Origin of the sequence: Streptomyces sp. NBC_00212, from assembly GCF_045206365.1 — a bacterium.
GTDB lineage: Bacteria > Actinomycetota > Actinomycetes > Streptomycetales > Streptomycetaceae > Streptomyces.
In genome coordinates, this window is record NZ_CP108115.1 from 2569250 (window position 1) to 2583861 (window position 14612).

The 14612-nt window shown below is 71.1% G+C and carries 13 protein-coding genes; 1 reads left to right on the plus strand and 12 read right to left on the minus strand.

Annotated features, from left to right (window positions below; translation table 11 throughout):
* Positions 1–18: 18 nt before the first annotated feature.
* The 7 genes from rplS to proS all read right to left on the minus strand — a co-directional run bounded on the left by rplS (position 19) and on the right by proS (position 5271).
* Positions 19–369: a 50S ribosomal protein L19 gene (gene rplS / locus OHA17_RS11550; protein ID WP_053727934.1), complete on the minus strand. Its 351-nt coding sequence runs from the start codon at positions 367–369 to the stop codon at positions 19–21.
* A 127-nt stretch (positions 370–496) separates the two neighbouring features.
* The gene (gene trmD, locus OHA17_RS11555) at positions 497–1318 is read right to left on the minus strand and encodes a tRNA (guanosine(37)-N1)-methyltransferase TrmD (protein WP_053727933.1); all 822 of its coding nucleotides are present in this window, start codon (positions 1316–1318) and stop codon (positions 497–499) included.
* A complete protein-coding gene (gene rimM, locus OHA17_RS11560; protein WP_406506386.1) occupies positions 1318–1896 on the minus strand; it encodes a ribosome maturation factor RimM in 579 nt (192 codons plus the stop codon). Before rimM ends, trmD begins: the two co-directional genes overlap by 1 nt.
* Positions 1897–2059: 163 nt before the next feature.
* Complete coding sequence (locus tag OHA17_RS11565) at positions 2060–2299, minus strand: RNA-binding protein (protein WP_005311361.1); 240 nt, start codon at positions 2297–2299, stop codon at positions 2060–2062.
* Between the two features lie 2 nt (positions 2300–2301).
* Positions 2302–2739, minus strand: a complete 438-nt coding sequence (gene rpsP, locus OHA17_RS11570; RefSeq protein WP_388726104.1) for a 30S ribosomal protein S16 — start codon at positions 2737–2739, stop codon at positions 2302–2304.
* Positions 2740–2974: 235 nt separating this feature from the next.
* Entirely contained in the window at positions 2975–3577 is a 603-nt protein-coding gene (locus OHA17_RS11575; RefSeq protein WP_053727930.1) for a hypothetical protein, read from the minus strand.
* Between the two features lie 281 nt (positions 3578–3858).
* Positions 3859–5271: a proline--tRNA ligase gene (gene proS, locus OHA17_RS11580; RefSeq protein WP_053727929.1), complete on the minus strand. Its 1413-nt coding sequence runs from the start codon at positions 5269–5271 to the stop codon at positions 3859–3861.
* A gap of 197 nt (positions 5272–5468) precedes the next feature.
* On the opposite strand from proS, the gene OHA17_RS11585 reads away from it, so the two are divergent.
* Positions 5469–6332, plus strand: a complete 864-nt coding sequence (locus OHA17_RS11585; RefSeq protein ID WP_406506389.1) for an SAM-dependent methyltransferase — start codon at positions 5469–5471, stop codon at positions 6330–6332.
* Positions 6333–6373: 41 nt separating this feature from the next.
* Here the strand turns inward: OHA17_RS11585 and ftsH are convergent, their stop codons facing one another.
* The 5 genes from ftsH to OHA17_RS11610 all read right to left on the minus strand — a co-directional run bounded on the left by ftsH (position 6374) and on the right by OHA17_RS11610 (position 14438).
* Complete coding sequence (gene ftsH, locus OHA17_RS11590; protein WP_406510690.1) at positions 6374–8221, minus strand: ATP-dependent zinc metalloprotease FtsH; 1848 nt, start codon at positions 8219–8221, stop codon at positions 6374–6376.
* A gap of 237 nt (positions 8222–8458) precedes the next feature.
* Complete coding sequence (ffh, locus tag OHA17_RS11595; protein ID WP_406506391.1) at positions 8459–10000, minus strand: signal recognition particle protein; 1542 nt, start codon at positions 9998–10000, stop codon at positions 8459–8461.
* Positions 10001–10114: 114 nt separating this feature from the next.
* Positions 10115–12574 carry a [protein-PII] uridylyltransferase gene (locus OHA17_RS11600; RefSeq protein WP_406506392.1) on the minus strand — a complete coding sequence of 820 codons (2460 nt, stop codon included), beginning with the start codon at positions 12572–12574 and terminating at the stop codon, positions 10115–10117.
* A gap of 188 nt (positions 12575–12762) precedes the next feature.
* Complete coding sequence (locus OHA17_RS11605; protein WP_053727924.1) at positions 12763–13101, minus strand: P-II family nitrogen regulator; 339 nt, start codon at positions 13099–13101, stop codon at positions 12763–12765.
* Positions 13098–14438, minus strand: a complete 1341-nt coding sequence (locus OHA17_RS11610; RefSeq protein WP_406506395.1) for an ammonium transporter — start codon at positions 14436–14438, stop codon at positions 13098–13100. The genes OHA17_RS11605 and OHA17_RS11610 overlap by 4 nt, the downstream gene beginning before the upstream one ends.
* Positions 14439–14612: the final 174 nt, after the last annotated feature.

Below are 14612 nucleotides of genomic sequence, written 5' to 3' on the forward strand. Positions count from 1 at the left end.
GCGCGCGTGAGCCGGGGCTCAGCGGTCGCGCTTCTCCTTGATCTTCGCGGCCTTGCCGCGCAGCTCACGGAGGTAGTAGAGCTTGGCGCGACGGACGTCACCGCGGGTCACGACCTCGATCTTCTCGAAGATCGGGGAGTTCACCGGGAAGGTGCGCTCGACGCCGACGGAGAAGGAGACCTTGCGGACCGTGAAGGTCTCGGAGACACCGGCGCCCTGGCGGCGGATGACTACGCCCTTGAACTGCTGGATACGGGAGCGGTTGCCCTCGATGACGCGGACGTGGACGTTGACGGTGTCACCCGGGCGGAAGGCCGGGACGTCGCTGCGCAGCGCGGCGGCGTTGACGGAGTCGAGCAGGCTTGCCATGACTGACTACTTCCTCACTGATGCCACAGGTCATCAGCGGAATTCGAGATGAATGGGGGTGCTGTGCGCGGTTGGCGGGCGTCGTTCCCCCTGTGGCAGGGGCGCCGACTGGGCGTACGGCAGCGGCCTATTCTTCCATGCCCTGGGGCCTGCGCCAAAATCGGCCACCGGGCTCGGGGGCCCAGCCGAGGATGGAGAGGGTTTCGCGGTCCTTCTTGTCGAAGGCGGAGGCCTCGCAGCGCTCGATCAGGTCGGGCCGGTTCTGCGCGGTGCGCTTGAACGCCTCGTCGCGGCGCCAGCGGGCGATCTTGCCGTGGTGGCCGCTGAGCAGGACGTCCGGGATGCCGTGGCCGCGCCACTCGGGGGGCTTGGTGTAGACGGGGCCTTCGAGGAGGTTGGCCATGGCGCCGGGCGCGAAGGAGTCGTCGCGGTGCGATTCGGCGTTGCCGAGGACGCCGGGCAGCAGCCGGGCCACCGCCTCGGTGATCACCAGGACCGCGGCTTCGCCGCCGGCGAGCACGTAGTCGCCGATGGACACCTCGTACACCGGGAGCCGGGTCGCGTACTCGTCCATGACGCGGCGGTCGATGCCCTCGTAGCGGGCCGGCGTGAAGATCAGCCAGGGCCGCTCGGAGAGCTCGACGGCGAGTTCCTGGGTGAAGGGGCGGCCGCTGGGCGTGGGTACGACGAGGACCGGGCTGTGCGCCCCGGACTCGTACCCGCTCGCCAGCGCGTCGTCCAGGCAGTCGCCCCAGGGCTCGGTCTTCATGACCATGCCGGGGCCGCCGCCGTAGGGCGTGTCGTCGACCGTGTTGTGCCGGTCGTACGTCCAGTCGCGCAGGTCGTGGACGTGGACGTCGAGCCGGCCGCGGGCGCGGGCCTTGCCGACCAGGGAGACGTTCAGCGGTTCGAGGTACTCGGGGAAGATCGTGACGACGTCGAGCCGCATCAGTTGGCGTCCCCGGCGTTCTCGGTGTCGTCGCCGGGCTCGTCGTCCCTGGCCGAGGCGATCTCGGCGCGGTCGTCGATCAGGCCGGGCGGCGGGTCGATGACCGCGCGCTGCGCTTCGAGGTCGATCTCGGTGACGATCTGCTCGACGAACGGGATCATGACCTCGGTGCCGTCGGGCCGCTCCACGATGAAGAGGTCCTGCGAGGGCAGGTGGGTGATCTCGGTGATGCGGCCGATCTCGGTGCCGTCGGTGAGCACCACGTCCAGGTCCATGAGCTGGTGGTCGTAGTACTCGTCGGGCTCTTCCGGCAGCTCGGCCGGGTCGACGTCGGCGATGAGGAGGGTGTTGCGCAGGGCCTCGGCGCCGTTGCGGTCGCGTACGCCCTCGAAGCGCAGCAGCAGCCGGCCGCTGTGCACCCGGCCGGTCTCGATGGTCAGCGGGCCTGCCGACGCCGGGTCGGTGGTGAGGACGGCGCCGGGGCCGAGCCTCAGCTCCGGCTCGTCGGTGCGCACCTCGACGGTGACCTCGCCCTTGATGCCGTGGGCGCGGCCGATCCGCGCGACTACCAACTGCACGCTTGCTTCTCCTTCGGACAACTGCGGCCTCGGTGCGGCCGCGGCCTTCGTACCACTATGGCCAGGGAGTACCACTATGGCCCGGAATACGACTGCGGGCCGGGGAGGGCCAGAAGCCCTCCCCGGCCCGAGCCGGCGTATCTAGGTAAAGCGACCCAACTGGTCAGCGGACCTGGTCCACGTCGACGAGGTCGACCCGGATGCCACGTCCGCCGATTGCGCCCACGACGGTGCGCAGGGCGCGGGCGGTACGGCCGTTGCGGCCGATCACCTTGCCGAGGTCGTCGGGGTGGACCCGGACCTCCAGCACGCGCCCCCGGCGCAGGTTGCGCGAGGCGACCTGCACGTCGTCGGGGTTGTCGACGATGCCCTTCACGAGGTGCTCGAGAGCCTCCTCGAGCATGCTCAGGCCTCGGTCGACTCGGCGGCGGCCTCGGCCTCGTCCGCCTTCTTCTCGGTCTTCTTCGCCTTCTGGGTGATGGCCTCACCCTTGGCGTCGTCGCCCTCAAGGGTCTTGGCGAAGGCCTCGAAGGAAGCGCGCTTGTCTTCCTTCGCCTCCGGCTGGAGCAGCGGCGCGGGGGCCGGGAGGCCCTTGTGCGCCTGCCAGTCGCCGGTGAGCTTCAGGATGGCGAGGACGGCCTCGGTCGGCTGGGCGCCGACGGACAGCCAGTACTGCGCACGCTCGGCGTTGACCTCGATGCGCGACGGGTTGTAAGTCGGGTGGTACAGACCGATTTCCTCGATCGCGCGACCGTCACGGCGAGTGCGGGCGTCGGCGACGACGATGCGGTAGTGCGGCTGGCGAATCTTGCCGAGGCGCTTGAGCTTGATCTTGACTGCCACTGGAGTGGTGTCTCCTGGTCTTGACGTGGTTGGGCACATGAGATGCCACGTGGGGTTGCGGTACTCGGGTGCCCGATGGACGCGTCAGCCGGAGGCGAGAGGGTTCCTGTGCGGCTGTCGAGTACAGCTAGCCATTGTGCCACACGCCTGGAGTGCGCACGCCGGGGGTCCGTGGGGCACCCCCGGTGGCCCGCTCCCCCGGACCTGCCGCCCCTGCCGGCGGCCGGGCCCGGGGTCAGCCGACCGTGGCGACCACTTCGGCCCCTTCCGGGATGCGGAACGGCTTGCCGCAGCCGCCGCAGACGATGGGCGCCTGGGCGAGCACGGAGGGGACGACGCGCACGTTGCGCCCGCAGTCGCAGACGGCCTTGACCCGCACGCCTCCTCCGGAGGAGCCGTGCCGGGCGGCCGGTCCGCGGAAGGAGCGCTTGGTGTCGGCGGCCGTGGCGACGGTGTGCGCCTTGAGTGCGCGCTGCAGCCGTTCGATGGTGGGCCGGTAGCGGCGCCTGGCCTCGGCGTTCAGCGCGACCAGGGAGAAGCCGCTGCTGGGGTGCGGTTCCTCCGTGTGGTCGAGGCCGAGCTCCTCGGCGATCGCCAGGAATCTCCGGTTGTGGTAGCGGCCGGCGCGGGAGGTGTCGCGGACACCGCGGGCGGCGGCAATGCCGTGGACTGCCTCATGGAGCAGTCGCTCGAAGGAGAGCTCGGCGCCGCAGGCGGACGACGACTCTCCGATCAGGGACTCGGGCGCGGCTAGGTCCGGCAGCTCGGGGTGGTACCGCTGAATGTCGGCCCACGCCTGTGCCAGCTCTGCGGCGAGAACAGGTGGTGTCGTGCTCACGTCGTGACAACGAGCCGCAGGGCCGCTGTGTTCCTATTCCGGGGCATCCCAAATAATTTGCTCGTACCCGTCAGTTGGCATTGATGCGTGCGGACGAGGGCGGGTGCGCTGATCTGCGGAGAAGGCTCACAGCTCACACCAAGGTGTGACGTAGCGGCGCGTACGCCCCAGCGCGTAGAGGAAGTCCGCACGCCGGGGCGGCCGTTGTCGGCTGGTGCGCAAGGGGTGTTTCGGCCGACTCTCCGCGGCTTGTGCGCCACGTGCGCCGGGCCGGGTTCCCCTCAGTAGGCGCGGGCCACGATCGCGACCGTACCGGGTGCGTCGTCGGCCTCGGGGACCGACCCGTCCTCGGCGACCAGGCACCGTACGGACACGGCCTGTTCGGCGAGCTTGGCCTCGCCCTCGGGGCCGAGGTCCGCCCACGGGATGCGCGCCCAGCCGCCGGCGACCGCGGCCTCGGCCGCCTCGTCGAGGGTGGCAACGTCGCTCGTGCGGGACTCGCGGCGCTCGCGGGACTGCTTCAGGAGCAGCGCCTGGTCCTCTTCGAGGACGGTGGGCAGCAGCTCGGCGAGCGCGTCGATCGAGACGGGCTCCTTGCCGCCGGGGATGCGGCGGGCCAGCATCGCGGTCCCGTTCTCCAGGTCGCGCGGGCCGATCTCGATGCGTACGGGGACGCCCTTGAGCTCCCAGTCCACGGCGCGGCGGCCGAACGGGGTGTCGACGCGGTCGTCGACCTGGACGCGCAGGCCGGCGGCCTTGAGGCGGTCGCCGAGTTCGCGGACCTTGGTGACGGCCTCGTCGCCCTTGATCGCCATGACGACGACCTGGACGGCGGCGAGCCGCGGCGGCACCCGAAGGCCGTTGTCGTCGCCGTGCGACATGATCAGCCCGCCGACCATGCGGGTGGAGACGCCCCAGGAGGTCTGCCAGACGAGTTCCTGCTTGCCGTCCCTTGACAGGTACTGGGTGTTGAAGGCCTTGGCGAAGTTGGTGCCGAGCTCGTGGCTGGTGCCCATCTGCAGCGCCTTGCCGTCGCCCATCATCCCTTCGAGGGTGAGGGTGTTGATGGCTCCGGCGAAGCGCTCCTTGGCGGTCTTGCGGCCGAGAACCACGTCGATGCCGAGTACGTTGATCATGAAGTCGGCGTAGACGTCGCGGTGGATGCGCGCGGCGTAGTCGCGGGCGTCCTCGTAGGTGGCGTGGGCGGTGTGCCCCTCCTGCCACAGGAATTCGCTCGTACGGAGGAAGACGCGCGGGCGCATCTCCCAACGGACCACGTTCGCCCACTGGTTGATGAGCAGCGGCAGGTCGCGGTAGCTCTGGACCCACTTCGAGAAGTACTCGTTGACGATCGTCTCGGAGGTGGGGCGCACCACGACGGGCTCTTCGAGCTCCTTGCCGCCACCGTGCGTGACCACCGCGAGCTCGGGCGCGAAGCCCTCGACGTGCTCAGCCTCGCGAGTCAGGTAAGACTGGGGGATGAAGAGCGGGAAGTAGGCGTTCTGGGCGCCCGCGTCCTTGATGCGCGCGTCCATCTCCTGCTGCATCCGCTCCCACAGGCCGTAGCCGTACGGTCGGATCACCATGGTGCCGCGCACGGGGCCGTTGTCCGCGAGCTCGGCCTTGTTGATCAGATCCTGGTACCAGCGGGGAAAGTCTTCCGCCTGGGGCGTGAGAACGGGTGCCTTTGCCATGGCGCGAATGGTACGGCGCAAGGGTCGCGGAGCGTGAATCGTCTCCCGGCCGCACCTGGTCCTCGTTTCCTGCCTCCGCCCTCTGGACGCGGGGCGGGATGCGGAGTTCCCTGGCATACGGGGGAAGTGCGTACGGACATTCACGGGGGGCTGTCAATCAGGGCACAGCTGACCTCTCGGCGATTGGGGCGCTTTCCATGACACCAACGCTCGTCCGGCATCAGTCCCGCACGGCCTCCGCCCCCTCGGCGGGCACGACCGGGCGCGCGCGGGACTGGGCGGAGATCCAGGAACGGATGCTCGTCCCCCTCGTCGAGGCGGCGTACGAACGGCTCGACGTGGGCCCGGCCACGCGGCTGCTCGGGCTCGGCTGCGGCTCGGGGCTCGCGCTGCTGATGGCGGCCTCGCGCGGGGCGTCGGTGACCGGCGTCGACCGCCCCGAGCGCGCGGCGCGGCTCGCGCTGGCGCGCGAGCGCCTGGTGCCCGGGTCCGGGCGGGCGGGCGGCCCCGGGATGGGCGCGAGCCGCCTGGTGACGGGCTCCCCCGCCGACACCGCGGAGCCGGGCCGTCCCCCGTACGACTTGATCACCGCTTTCGAGCCCATCGGCTGTGCGGCCGGCGATACGGAGGGCCTGGTGTCCACGCTGGAGGCCGCCGTCGCGCTCGCGGAGCACGGCAGCGCGGTGGTCCTGGCCGGCTGGGGGCCGCCGGAGCGGTGTGCGACCTCGGCTGTGCTGCGGGTGGCGACGCGGCTGACCACCGGCCTGGACGACGCCCCGCGCTGGCGGCCGAGCGCACGCGACGACCTGGAGGACGTGGCCGCGCGCGCCGGGCTCAAGCCGGACGGCTCGGGCCGGGTGGCGTGCCCGTTCGGCTATGCGGATCTGGACAGTGCGGTACGGGGCCTGATGTCGACGGGCGCCTTCGACGCGGCGGCCCTGGCCACCGACCAGGCCCAGGTCGAGAAGGAGCTCATCGAGGCGCTGCACGGGCACGTCCGGCGCGACGGCACGGTGTGGATGCCCAATGTCTTCCGTTATCTGATCGCCCGCATACCGTAGAAGTCCGTAACCGCGGCCTCTTATAAGGCAGTTGAGAGGGGCTACGCCCCCGCCTTGGACAGGCGGGGGATGCCGGCCGCGCGGTAGGCGGCCTCCTCCTCCAGTGTCTCGTTGGCGAGCAGGGCCTCGGCGAGGGCGTCCAGCTTGTCGCGGTTCTCGCGAAGGAGCCGGGCCGCGGTGTCGTAGCACTCGTCCACGATGCGGCGCATCTCGACGGCGATGGTGTCCAGGGTGCCGGGCGCCGCGGAGAGCCCGTAGGCCTGCTGGGCGTCGCTCGGCAGCGCGGACAGCGGGCCGATCTTCTCGCTCATGCCCCAGCGGCCGACCATGCCGCGCACGATGTTGGTGACCTGTTCCAGGTCGTTCTCGGCGCCGGTGGTGATCACGTCGAAGACGAGCTGCTCGGCCGCCATGCCGCCGAGCGCCCCGATGATCCGGCCGCGCAGGTACTCCTCGGTGTACGCGTACTTGTCGGAGTCCGGGGTGGACAGGGTGACGCCGAGGGCCCGGCCGCGCGGCACGATGGTGACCTTGCGGACCGGGTCGGCGCCGGGCTGGAGCATGCCGAGCAGCGCGTGTCCGCTCTCGTGGTAGGCGGTGCGGCGGCGCTCCTCGTAGGGCATCACCAGGGGCCGCTCGGCGCCGAGTTGGACCTTTTCCAGGGCGTCGGAGAGGTCGGACTGGGTGACTTCGCGCTGCTGGCGTTTGACGGCGAGCAGGGCCGCTTCGTTGGCGAGGTTGGCGAGTTCGGCGCCGGTCATGCCCGGGGTGGTGCGGGCGACCTGCTCCAGGTCGACGGCGGGGTCCAGCGGGATCTCGCGGGTGTGGATCTTGAGGATGGCCTCGCGGCCGCCCCGGTCGGGCGGGCTGACGTGGACGATGCGGTCGAAGCGGCCGGGGCGGGTGAGCGCCGGGTCCAGGACGTCGGACCGGTTGGTGGCGGCGAGCACGATGACGCCCTCGGAGCCGGAGAAGCCGTCCATCTCGGTGAGGATCTGGTTCAGGGTCTGTTCGCGCTCGTCGTGGCCGCCCATGCCGGAGCCGCCGCCGCGGGCCCGGCCGATGGTGTCGATCTCGTCGATGAAGACGATCGCGGGGGCCACCTTGCGGGCCTCGGCGAAGAGTTCGCGTACGCGCGAGGCGCCGACGCCCACGATCATCTCGATGAACTCGGAGGCGGACGCCGAGAAGAACGGCACGCCGGCCTCTCCCGCGACCGCCCGCGCGAGCAGCGTCTTGCCGGTTCCGGGCGGCCCGGCGAGCAGGACGCCGCCGGGCATCTTCGCGCCCATCGCGCGGTAGGCGTCCGGGTTCTTGAGGAAGTCGACGACGTCGTTGAGCTCGCCCTCGACCTCGTCGATGCCGGCCACGTCCTCGAAGGTGGTGCGCTTGCCGTCGGGCCCCATCTCGACCGGTTTGGGCGGCGTCTTGCGGCCGAGCATGCCGCCGGCGCCGCCGCCGAGGCCCGCGCTCATGCGGCGGGCGATGAACAGCCACAGGACGACGAGCAGCAGCATCGGGGCGAGCGAGATCAGCAGGTTGGCGAGGAAGCTGCGGTGCTCGACGACGGGCTCGGCGGTGACGGTGACCTTCTGCTTGGTCAGCTGCGTCCACAGGTCGTCGTCGGCGAAGGTCGGCCGCTGGGTGGTGAATTTGGTGTAGTCGCCGCTGCCCTCGCCGGAGGGGACCGGCGCCTTGTTCTTGAGCTGGCCCTGGATGGCGTCGCCCTTGGCGTAGATCTTCGAGACGTTGCCGGCCGTGACCTGCTTGCTGAATTCGGTGTACGAGACGGTCGGCTCGTCGCCGTCGTTGAAGAACGACAGGATCAGGTTGGTGATCAGGTACACGATCAGCGCGGTGAGGATGAGCCGGCCCCAGCCGCCGGGCATCTTCTTCTTCGGCGCGGGCGGCGGTGGCGCTCCTTCCGAGCGCCACGGCTGGTCGGGGCGGTCGCGCTGGGGTACGGAAGTGGGCACGTGCTCTCCTCATGGCCGGTACGCGCCATTATTGGAGACCCATATAAATAAGGCATTCCGGACGGGTCCGAAGGGCTCCGGGCAGCCCGCATGCGAAAGGGGCGCCCCCGGCCCGGCCGGGAAGCGCCCCACGCGTACGACTGCGGGCGGTCAGCCCATGAACTTCTTGAACTCGTCGGGCAGCTCGAAGTTCTTCTGCTCCTCGGCGGCCGGCAGGCCGAGCGCGCCGCCCTGTGCCTTGCGCTCGGCGGCCGCGGTCTCCTCCGCCTTGCGCTTCATCGGGTTGCCGCTCTTGCGCTTGCCCTTGGCCTGCTTGATCTGCTTCTTCTGCCGACCGGGGCCGCCGCCCATGCCCGGCATCCCCGGCATGCCCGGCATGCCGCCGCCCTGGGCCATGCGGGACATCATCTTGCGGGCGTCGAAGAACCGCTCGACCAGGTTCTTGACCGCGCTGACCTCGACGCCGGAGCCCTTGGCGATACGGGCCCGGCGCGAGCCGTTGATGATGGTCGGCTCGTGGCGCTCGCCGGGGGTCATCGACTTGATGATGGCCGCGGTGCGGTCCACGTCGCGCTCGTCGATGTTGTTGATCTGGTCCTTGATCTGCCCCATGCCGGGCAGCATGCCGAGCAGCTTGGAGATGGAGCCCATCTTGCGGACCTGCTCCATCTGGGCCAGGAAGTCGTCGAGCGTGAAGTCCTTGCCCTTGCTGGACGCCAGCTTGGAGGCCATCTTCTCGGCCTCTTCCTGGCTGAACGTCTTCTCCGCCTGCTCGATCAGGGTGAGCAGGTCACCCATGTCGAGGATGCGGGACGCCATCCGGTCCGGATGGAAGGCGTCGAAGTCCTCCAGCTTCTCGCCGTTGGAGGCGAACATGACCTGCTTGCCCGTGACGTGGGCGATCGAGAGCGCCGCGCCACCGCGGGCGTCGCCGTCGAGCTTGGAGAGGACCACGCCGTCGAAGCCGACGCCGTCGCGGAAGGCCTCGGCGGTGTTGACCGCGTCCTGGCCGATCATCGCGTCGACGACGAAGAGGACCTCGTCGGGGCTGACGGCGTCGCGGATGTCCGCGGCCTGCTGCATCAGCTCCTGGTCGATGCCGAGGCGGCCGGCGGTGTCGACCACGACCACGTCGTACTGCTTGGACCGGGCGAACTCGATGGAGTCCTGGGCGACCTTGACCGGGTCCCCGACGCCGTTGCCCGGCTCCGGCGCGTAGACCGCGACACCGGCGCGCTCGGCGACGACGCTCAGCTGGTTGACGGCGTTGGGGCGCTGGAGGTCACAGGCCACCAGGAGCGGGGAGTGACCCTGCCCCTTGAGCCACTTGCCGAGCTTTCCGGCGAGGGTGGTCTTACCGGCACCCTGGAGGCCCGCGAGCATGATCACGGTCGGCGCGGTCTTGGCGAACCGCAGGCGCCGGGTCTCGCCGCCGAGGATGCCGATGAGCTCCTCGTTGACGATCTTGACGACCTGCTGGGCGGGGTTGAGGGCCTGGGAGACCTCGATGCCGGACGCGCGCTCCTTGACCTGCTTGATGAAGGCGCGGACCACGGGCAGCGCGACATCGGCTTCCAGGAGCGCGATGCGGATCTCGCGCGCCGTGGCGTCGATGTCCGCCTCGCTCAAGCGGCCTTTGCCCCGGAGGTTCTTGAACGTCGCACTCAGGCGGTCGGAAAGGGTATCGAACACGGTGGTTGCGGGTCCTCGGCTCGTGGGGCGGTCGGGTGAACGTCCCCCAGGGTATCCCGCGGATGGAGGGTGCGCGGGGGTGCCTGCGGCGGGCCTTCCTGTACGGGGTGGCCCTCACCCGGGGCCGGAAGCGGCTCCCAGCGCCGACTCCAGCTGCCTCGCCACCTCGGCCGCCTCCTGCGGGGCCAGCGCCGCGCCCTCCACGTCCGTCACGTAGAAGGCGTCCACGGCGTTCGACCCCAGCGTCGAGACGTGCGCGGAGCGCACGCGTACGCCCGCCGTCTCCAGGGCGTGGCCGATGCGGTGCAGCAGGCCGGGTACGTCCTGGGCGCGCACCTCGATGACGGTGGCGTGCCGCGAGGCCGAGGGGGCCACCCTCACCCGGGGCGGCGGGGCCTGCGCGCCGCGGCGGCGCGGGTAGGCGGCCTCGCGTTCGGCGAGGCGGCCTTCGATGTCGAGCGAGCCCTCAAGGGCCCGCACCAGGTCGGCCCGCAGCCGGGCCGCCTGCGGCAGCGAGCCGTACTCGGCGGCGACCCGCCAGTCCAGGAGCAGCACGGAGCCGCCGACCGGGTCGGGGAGTTCGATCGCCCGCAGTTCGGCGGCGCGCACGGTGAGGCGGTGCAGGGCGAGGACGCCGGCCGTCACGGGCAGCACGGCCGGCTGGTCGGGCACGGCGACGAGGAGCTCCACGCCGAGGGGTTCCTGCTCGTCCGACACGTCCGCCCGGGCCCGCAGGGCGAGGACGGGCCCACCGGTGCGGTGGGCTTCGACGGCGAGGCGTTCCTGTTCGGCGGTGATCGCGGCGGGTTCGGGGTCGACGGGCTTTCCGGCGAGGACCGCCGAGGCCCGCTTGACCAGGTCGGTGACGAGCGAGCCGCGCCAGGAGGACCAGGCGGCGGGCCCGGTGGCCAGCGCGTCCGCCTCGGTGAGGGCGTGCAGCAGCTCCAGCGTTCCGGTCGAGCCGACCGCCTCGGCGACCGAGCGGACGGTCGCCGGGTCGTCCAGGTCGCGCCGGGTCGCGGTCTCGATGAGGAGGAGGTGATGGCGTACGAGGGTGGCGATGACGGCCACGTCGGTGGCGCCGAAGCCGATCCGCGCGGCGACGTCGCGGGCGATGGTCTCGCCGGCCACCGAGTGGTCGCCGGGCCAGCCCTTGCCGATGTCGTGCAGGAGGGCCGCGACCAGGAGCAGGTCGGGGCGGTGCACCCGGCGGGTGAGGTGCGAGGCCCGGACGGCGGTCTCGACGAGGTGACGGTCGACCGTCCAGGTGTGCACGGCGTTGCGCTGGGGCCGGCAGCGCACGCGCTCCCAGTCGGGCAGCAGCCGCGTAATGAGGCCTTCCGCTTCGAGGGCCTCCCACACGGCGACGGTGGACTCTCCCGCGCCGAGCAGCGTGACGAGCTGGTCGCGGGCCTCGGCGGGCCAGGGCGTGGGCAGCGGCCGGGCGGCGGCCGCCAGGCGGCGCACCGCGTGCAGGGAGATGGGCAGGCCCGCCTGGGCGGCCGCGGCGGCGGCGCGCAGCGCCAGGACCGGGTCCTTCTCGGGGCGGGCGGTCAGTGCGAGCACGACCTCGCCGTCCTGTTCTACGACTCCTTCGGCGAGCGGGGTCCGCTCGGGGGCGCCGGTGCGGCCACCGCCGAACAGCCGACTCAGCCGCGGCCGGGCGGAGCGGGCCCGCAGCACCCGGCCGACCTCGCGCCAGGTGACGTCGCCGGCGTAGGAGATGACGCGGGCCGACTCCGATACCTGACGGAGCATCACATCGGCGTCGAGGAGCTCCAGTTCGGCCGCCACGGCGTCCTGTTCCTGGAGGGCGAGGCGGTCGGTGGCGCGGCCCGTGCACAGGTGCAGCGCGTCGCGCACGTCCAGGAGGCGGCGCCTGGCCTCGGCGAGGCCTTCCCGCGGGGCGTCCGCGAGCCACGACGCGGCGACCGCGCGCAGGGCGGTCGCGTCCCGCAGGCCGCCCCTGGCCTCCTTGAGGTCGCCTTCGAGGAGGTACTGCAACTCGCCCTGGCGCTGGGCCCGTTCGCGGCACAGCTCGTCGAGTTCGGGCAGCCGCTTGGGGGCGAAGTTGCGCCAGTCGGCGAGGACGGCGGTGCGCAGCGCGGACGTCATGGCGAGGTCGCCCGCGAGATGGCGGGCGTCCAGGAGGCCGAGCTGCACCTTGAGGTCCTCGCCCGCTGTTCTGCGGGCCTGGGCGGGGGTGCGTACGGAGTGGTCGAGGGCGAGGCCGAGGTCCCACACCGGGTACCAGATCCGGTCGGCGAGCAGGGCCAGGGCCCCGGCGTCGGCCCGGCCGTCGTGCAGGAGCAGCAGGTCCAGGTCGCTGCGCGGGGAGAGTTCGCCGCGCCCGTAGCCGCCGACCGCGACCAGGGACGCGCCCGCCACCCCGGTCTCCTCGGCGGCGCCGGCGAACAGCGTGGCCAGCCAGTCGTCGGTCAGCTCCGCGAGCGCCGCACGGCGCGGCGGCCCGGACCGCCCCTTCTCGGTGAGAAGGCGCAGCCGGGCCGCCGCGTAACCGCCGGGCTCCGAGTCGTCGTCACGGGATTCGGTACTCACTTCAACGCTCGTCACCCAGCAGCTCCTTGCCGTGCCTAGGGGGTGTCCGGTGGGTCAGGGTCGGATAGGTCGTGGCGCCTGGTGCGGTGCATCGCAAGGCGCCGGAGCCTCGTGATAGCGGAGCTATCGGGAGGTTTCGGCAACGCGGCGAGGTGCCGTGCCAGGCGCCACGACCTATCCGACCCTGACCCACCGGACACCCCCTAAAGTGCGTCAGGTCCGCGTTCGCCCGTGCGGACCCTGACCGCGGTCTCGACCGGCACGCTCCACACCTTGCCGTCGCCGATCTTTCCGGTGCGGGCCGCCTTGACCACGACGTCGATCAGTTCTTCGGCGTCGTCGTCCTCGACCAGGACCTCTATGCGGATCTTGGGTACGAGGTCGACGGTGTACTCGGCGCCACGGTAGACCTCGGTGTGGCCGCGCTGGCGCCCGTATCCGCTGGCCTCGGTGACGGTCAGGCCGTGGACGCCGAAGGCCTGGAGGGCCTGCTTGATCTCGTCGAGCCGGTGCGGCTTGACGACCGCGGTGATGAGCTTCATGCGTCCACCTTCTTGTTCGCTGCCACGTCGCCCGGGACCGGCACGGCCTTGCGGGGGGCGGTGCCGCCGCCCGCGCCGCTGAAGTCGTACGCCGTCTCGGCGTGCTCGACCTGGTCGATGCCGGAGATCTCGTCGTCCTCGGGGACCCGCATCCCGATCGTCTTGTCGAGCAGGAGGGCGAGGACCGCCGAGACCACCAGCGAGTAGCCGAGGACCGCGCCGACGCCGATGGCCTGCTTGCCGAGCTGGTCCAGGCCGCCTCCGTAGAAGAGGCCCTTGGCGGTGGACTGTACGCCGCCGGTGGCGAAGAGGCCGACGAGCAGCGAGCCGGTGATGCCGCCGACCATGTGGACGCCGACGACGTCGAGCGAGTCGTCGAATCCGAAGCGGTACTTGAGGCCGACGGCCATGGCGCACAGGACGCCCGAGATGGCGCCGATCGCGATCGCGCCGAGGGGGCTGACGCAGCCGCCGGAGGGGGTGATGGCGACGAGGCCCGCGACCGCGCCGGAGGCGGCGCCGAGCGTGGTGAAGGAGCCGTGGCGGAGCTTCTCGTACAGCAGCCAGGCGAGCATGGCGGCGGCCGTGGCGACCTGGGTGTTCACGAACATCACGGCGCCCACGCCGTCGTCGTTGCCGAGCCAGGAGCCCGCGTTGAAGCCGAACCAGCCGAACCACAGCAGGGCCGCGCCGAGCATGACGAGCGGCAGGCTGTGCGGTCGCATCGGGTCCTTCTTGAAGCCGACGCGCTTGCCGATGACCAGGATCACGCCGAGGGCGGCCGCACCCGCGTTGATGTGCACCGCCGTGCCGCCGGCGAAGTCGATGACGCCCTTCTTGAAGAGCCAGCCGTCCGAGGCCCACACCCAGTGCGCGACGGGGAAGTAGACGACGGTGACCCACAGAGCGGTGAACAGCGACCAGGCGGTGAACTTGACACGGTCGGCGAGTGCGCCGCTTATGAGCGCGGGCGTGATGACCGCGAACATCAGCTGGAAGACGGCGAAGACGTAGATCGGGATGGAGTATCCGGGCCAGAGCTGGACCAGGCCGATGCCGCTGAGCCCGAAGTAGTCCTTGGACCAGCCGATGAAGCCGTTGCTCTCGCCGAAGGTCAGGCTGAATCCGTAGAGCACCCACAGGATCGTGACGATGCCGAGGCTGATGAAGCTCATCATCAGCATGTTGAGGGTGCTCTTGACGCGGACCATGCCTCCGTAGAAGAAGGCGAGGCCGGGCGTCATGATCATCACCAGCGCTGAGCAGATCAGCATGAATCCGGTGTTGGCGCTGGACAGCTGCGGAGCGTCAGCTGCGAGCGTGATGCCTGGAGGCATCGGCGTCTCCTCGTCGTCGGTACGGCCCGTGCGGGGGCGTTACTCGGGCGGGAACTGGCTGGAGGCCGGTTATGCGCCATGAGGTTGTCCCAGCGCCGTTTCCGGCGGTGCCGCTCGATGTTTCGCCGCAGTGACGAAGGGGGCGGGCGTGTTACACGCCAGTGAACTGCCGGA

Coding starts and splice junctions, on each gene's coding strand:
- rplS (WP_053727934.1), bottom strand. CDS start 369: ATGGCAAGCCTGCTCGACTCCGTCAACGCCGCCGCGCTGCGCAGCGAC.
- trmD (WP_053727933.1), bottom strand. CDS start 1,318: ATGCGGCTCGACGTCGTCACGATCTTCCCCGAGTACCTCGAACCGCTG.
- OHA17_RS11565 (WP_005311361.1), bottom strand. CDS start 2,299: ATGCTCGAGGAGGCTCTCGAGCACCTCGTGAAGGGCATCGTCGACAAC.
- proS (WP_053727929.1), bottom strand. CDS start 5,271: ATGGCAAAGGCACCCGTTCTCACGCCCCAGGCGGAAGACTTTCCCCGC.
- OHA17_RS11585 (WP_406506389.1), top strand. CDS start 5,469: ATGACACCAACGCTCGTCCGGCATCAGTCCCGCACGGCCTCCGCCCCC.
- ftsH (WP_406510690.1), bottom strand. CDS start 8,221: ATGCCCGGCGGCTGGGGCCGGCTCATCCTCACCGCGCTGATCGTGTAC.
- OHA17_RS11605 (WP_053727924.1), bottom strand. CDS start 13,101: ATGAAGCTCATCACCGCGGTCGTCAAGCCGCACCGGCTCGACGAGATC.
- OHA17_RS11610 (WP_406506395.1), bottom strand. CDS start 14,438: ATGCCTCCAGGCATCACGCTCGCAGCTGACGCTCCGCAGCTGTCCAGC.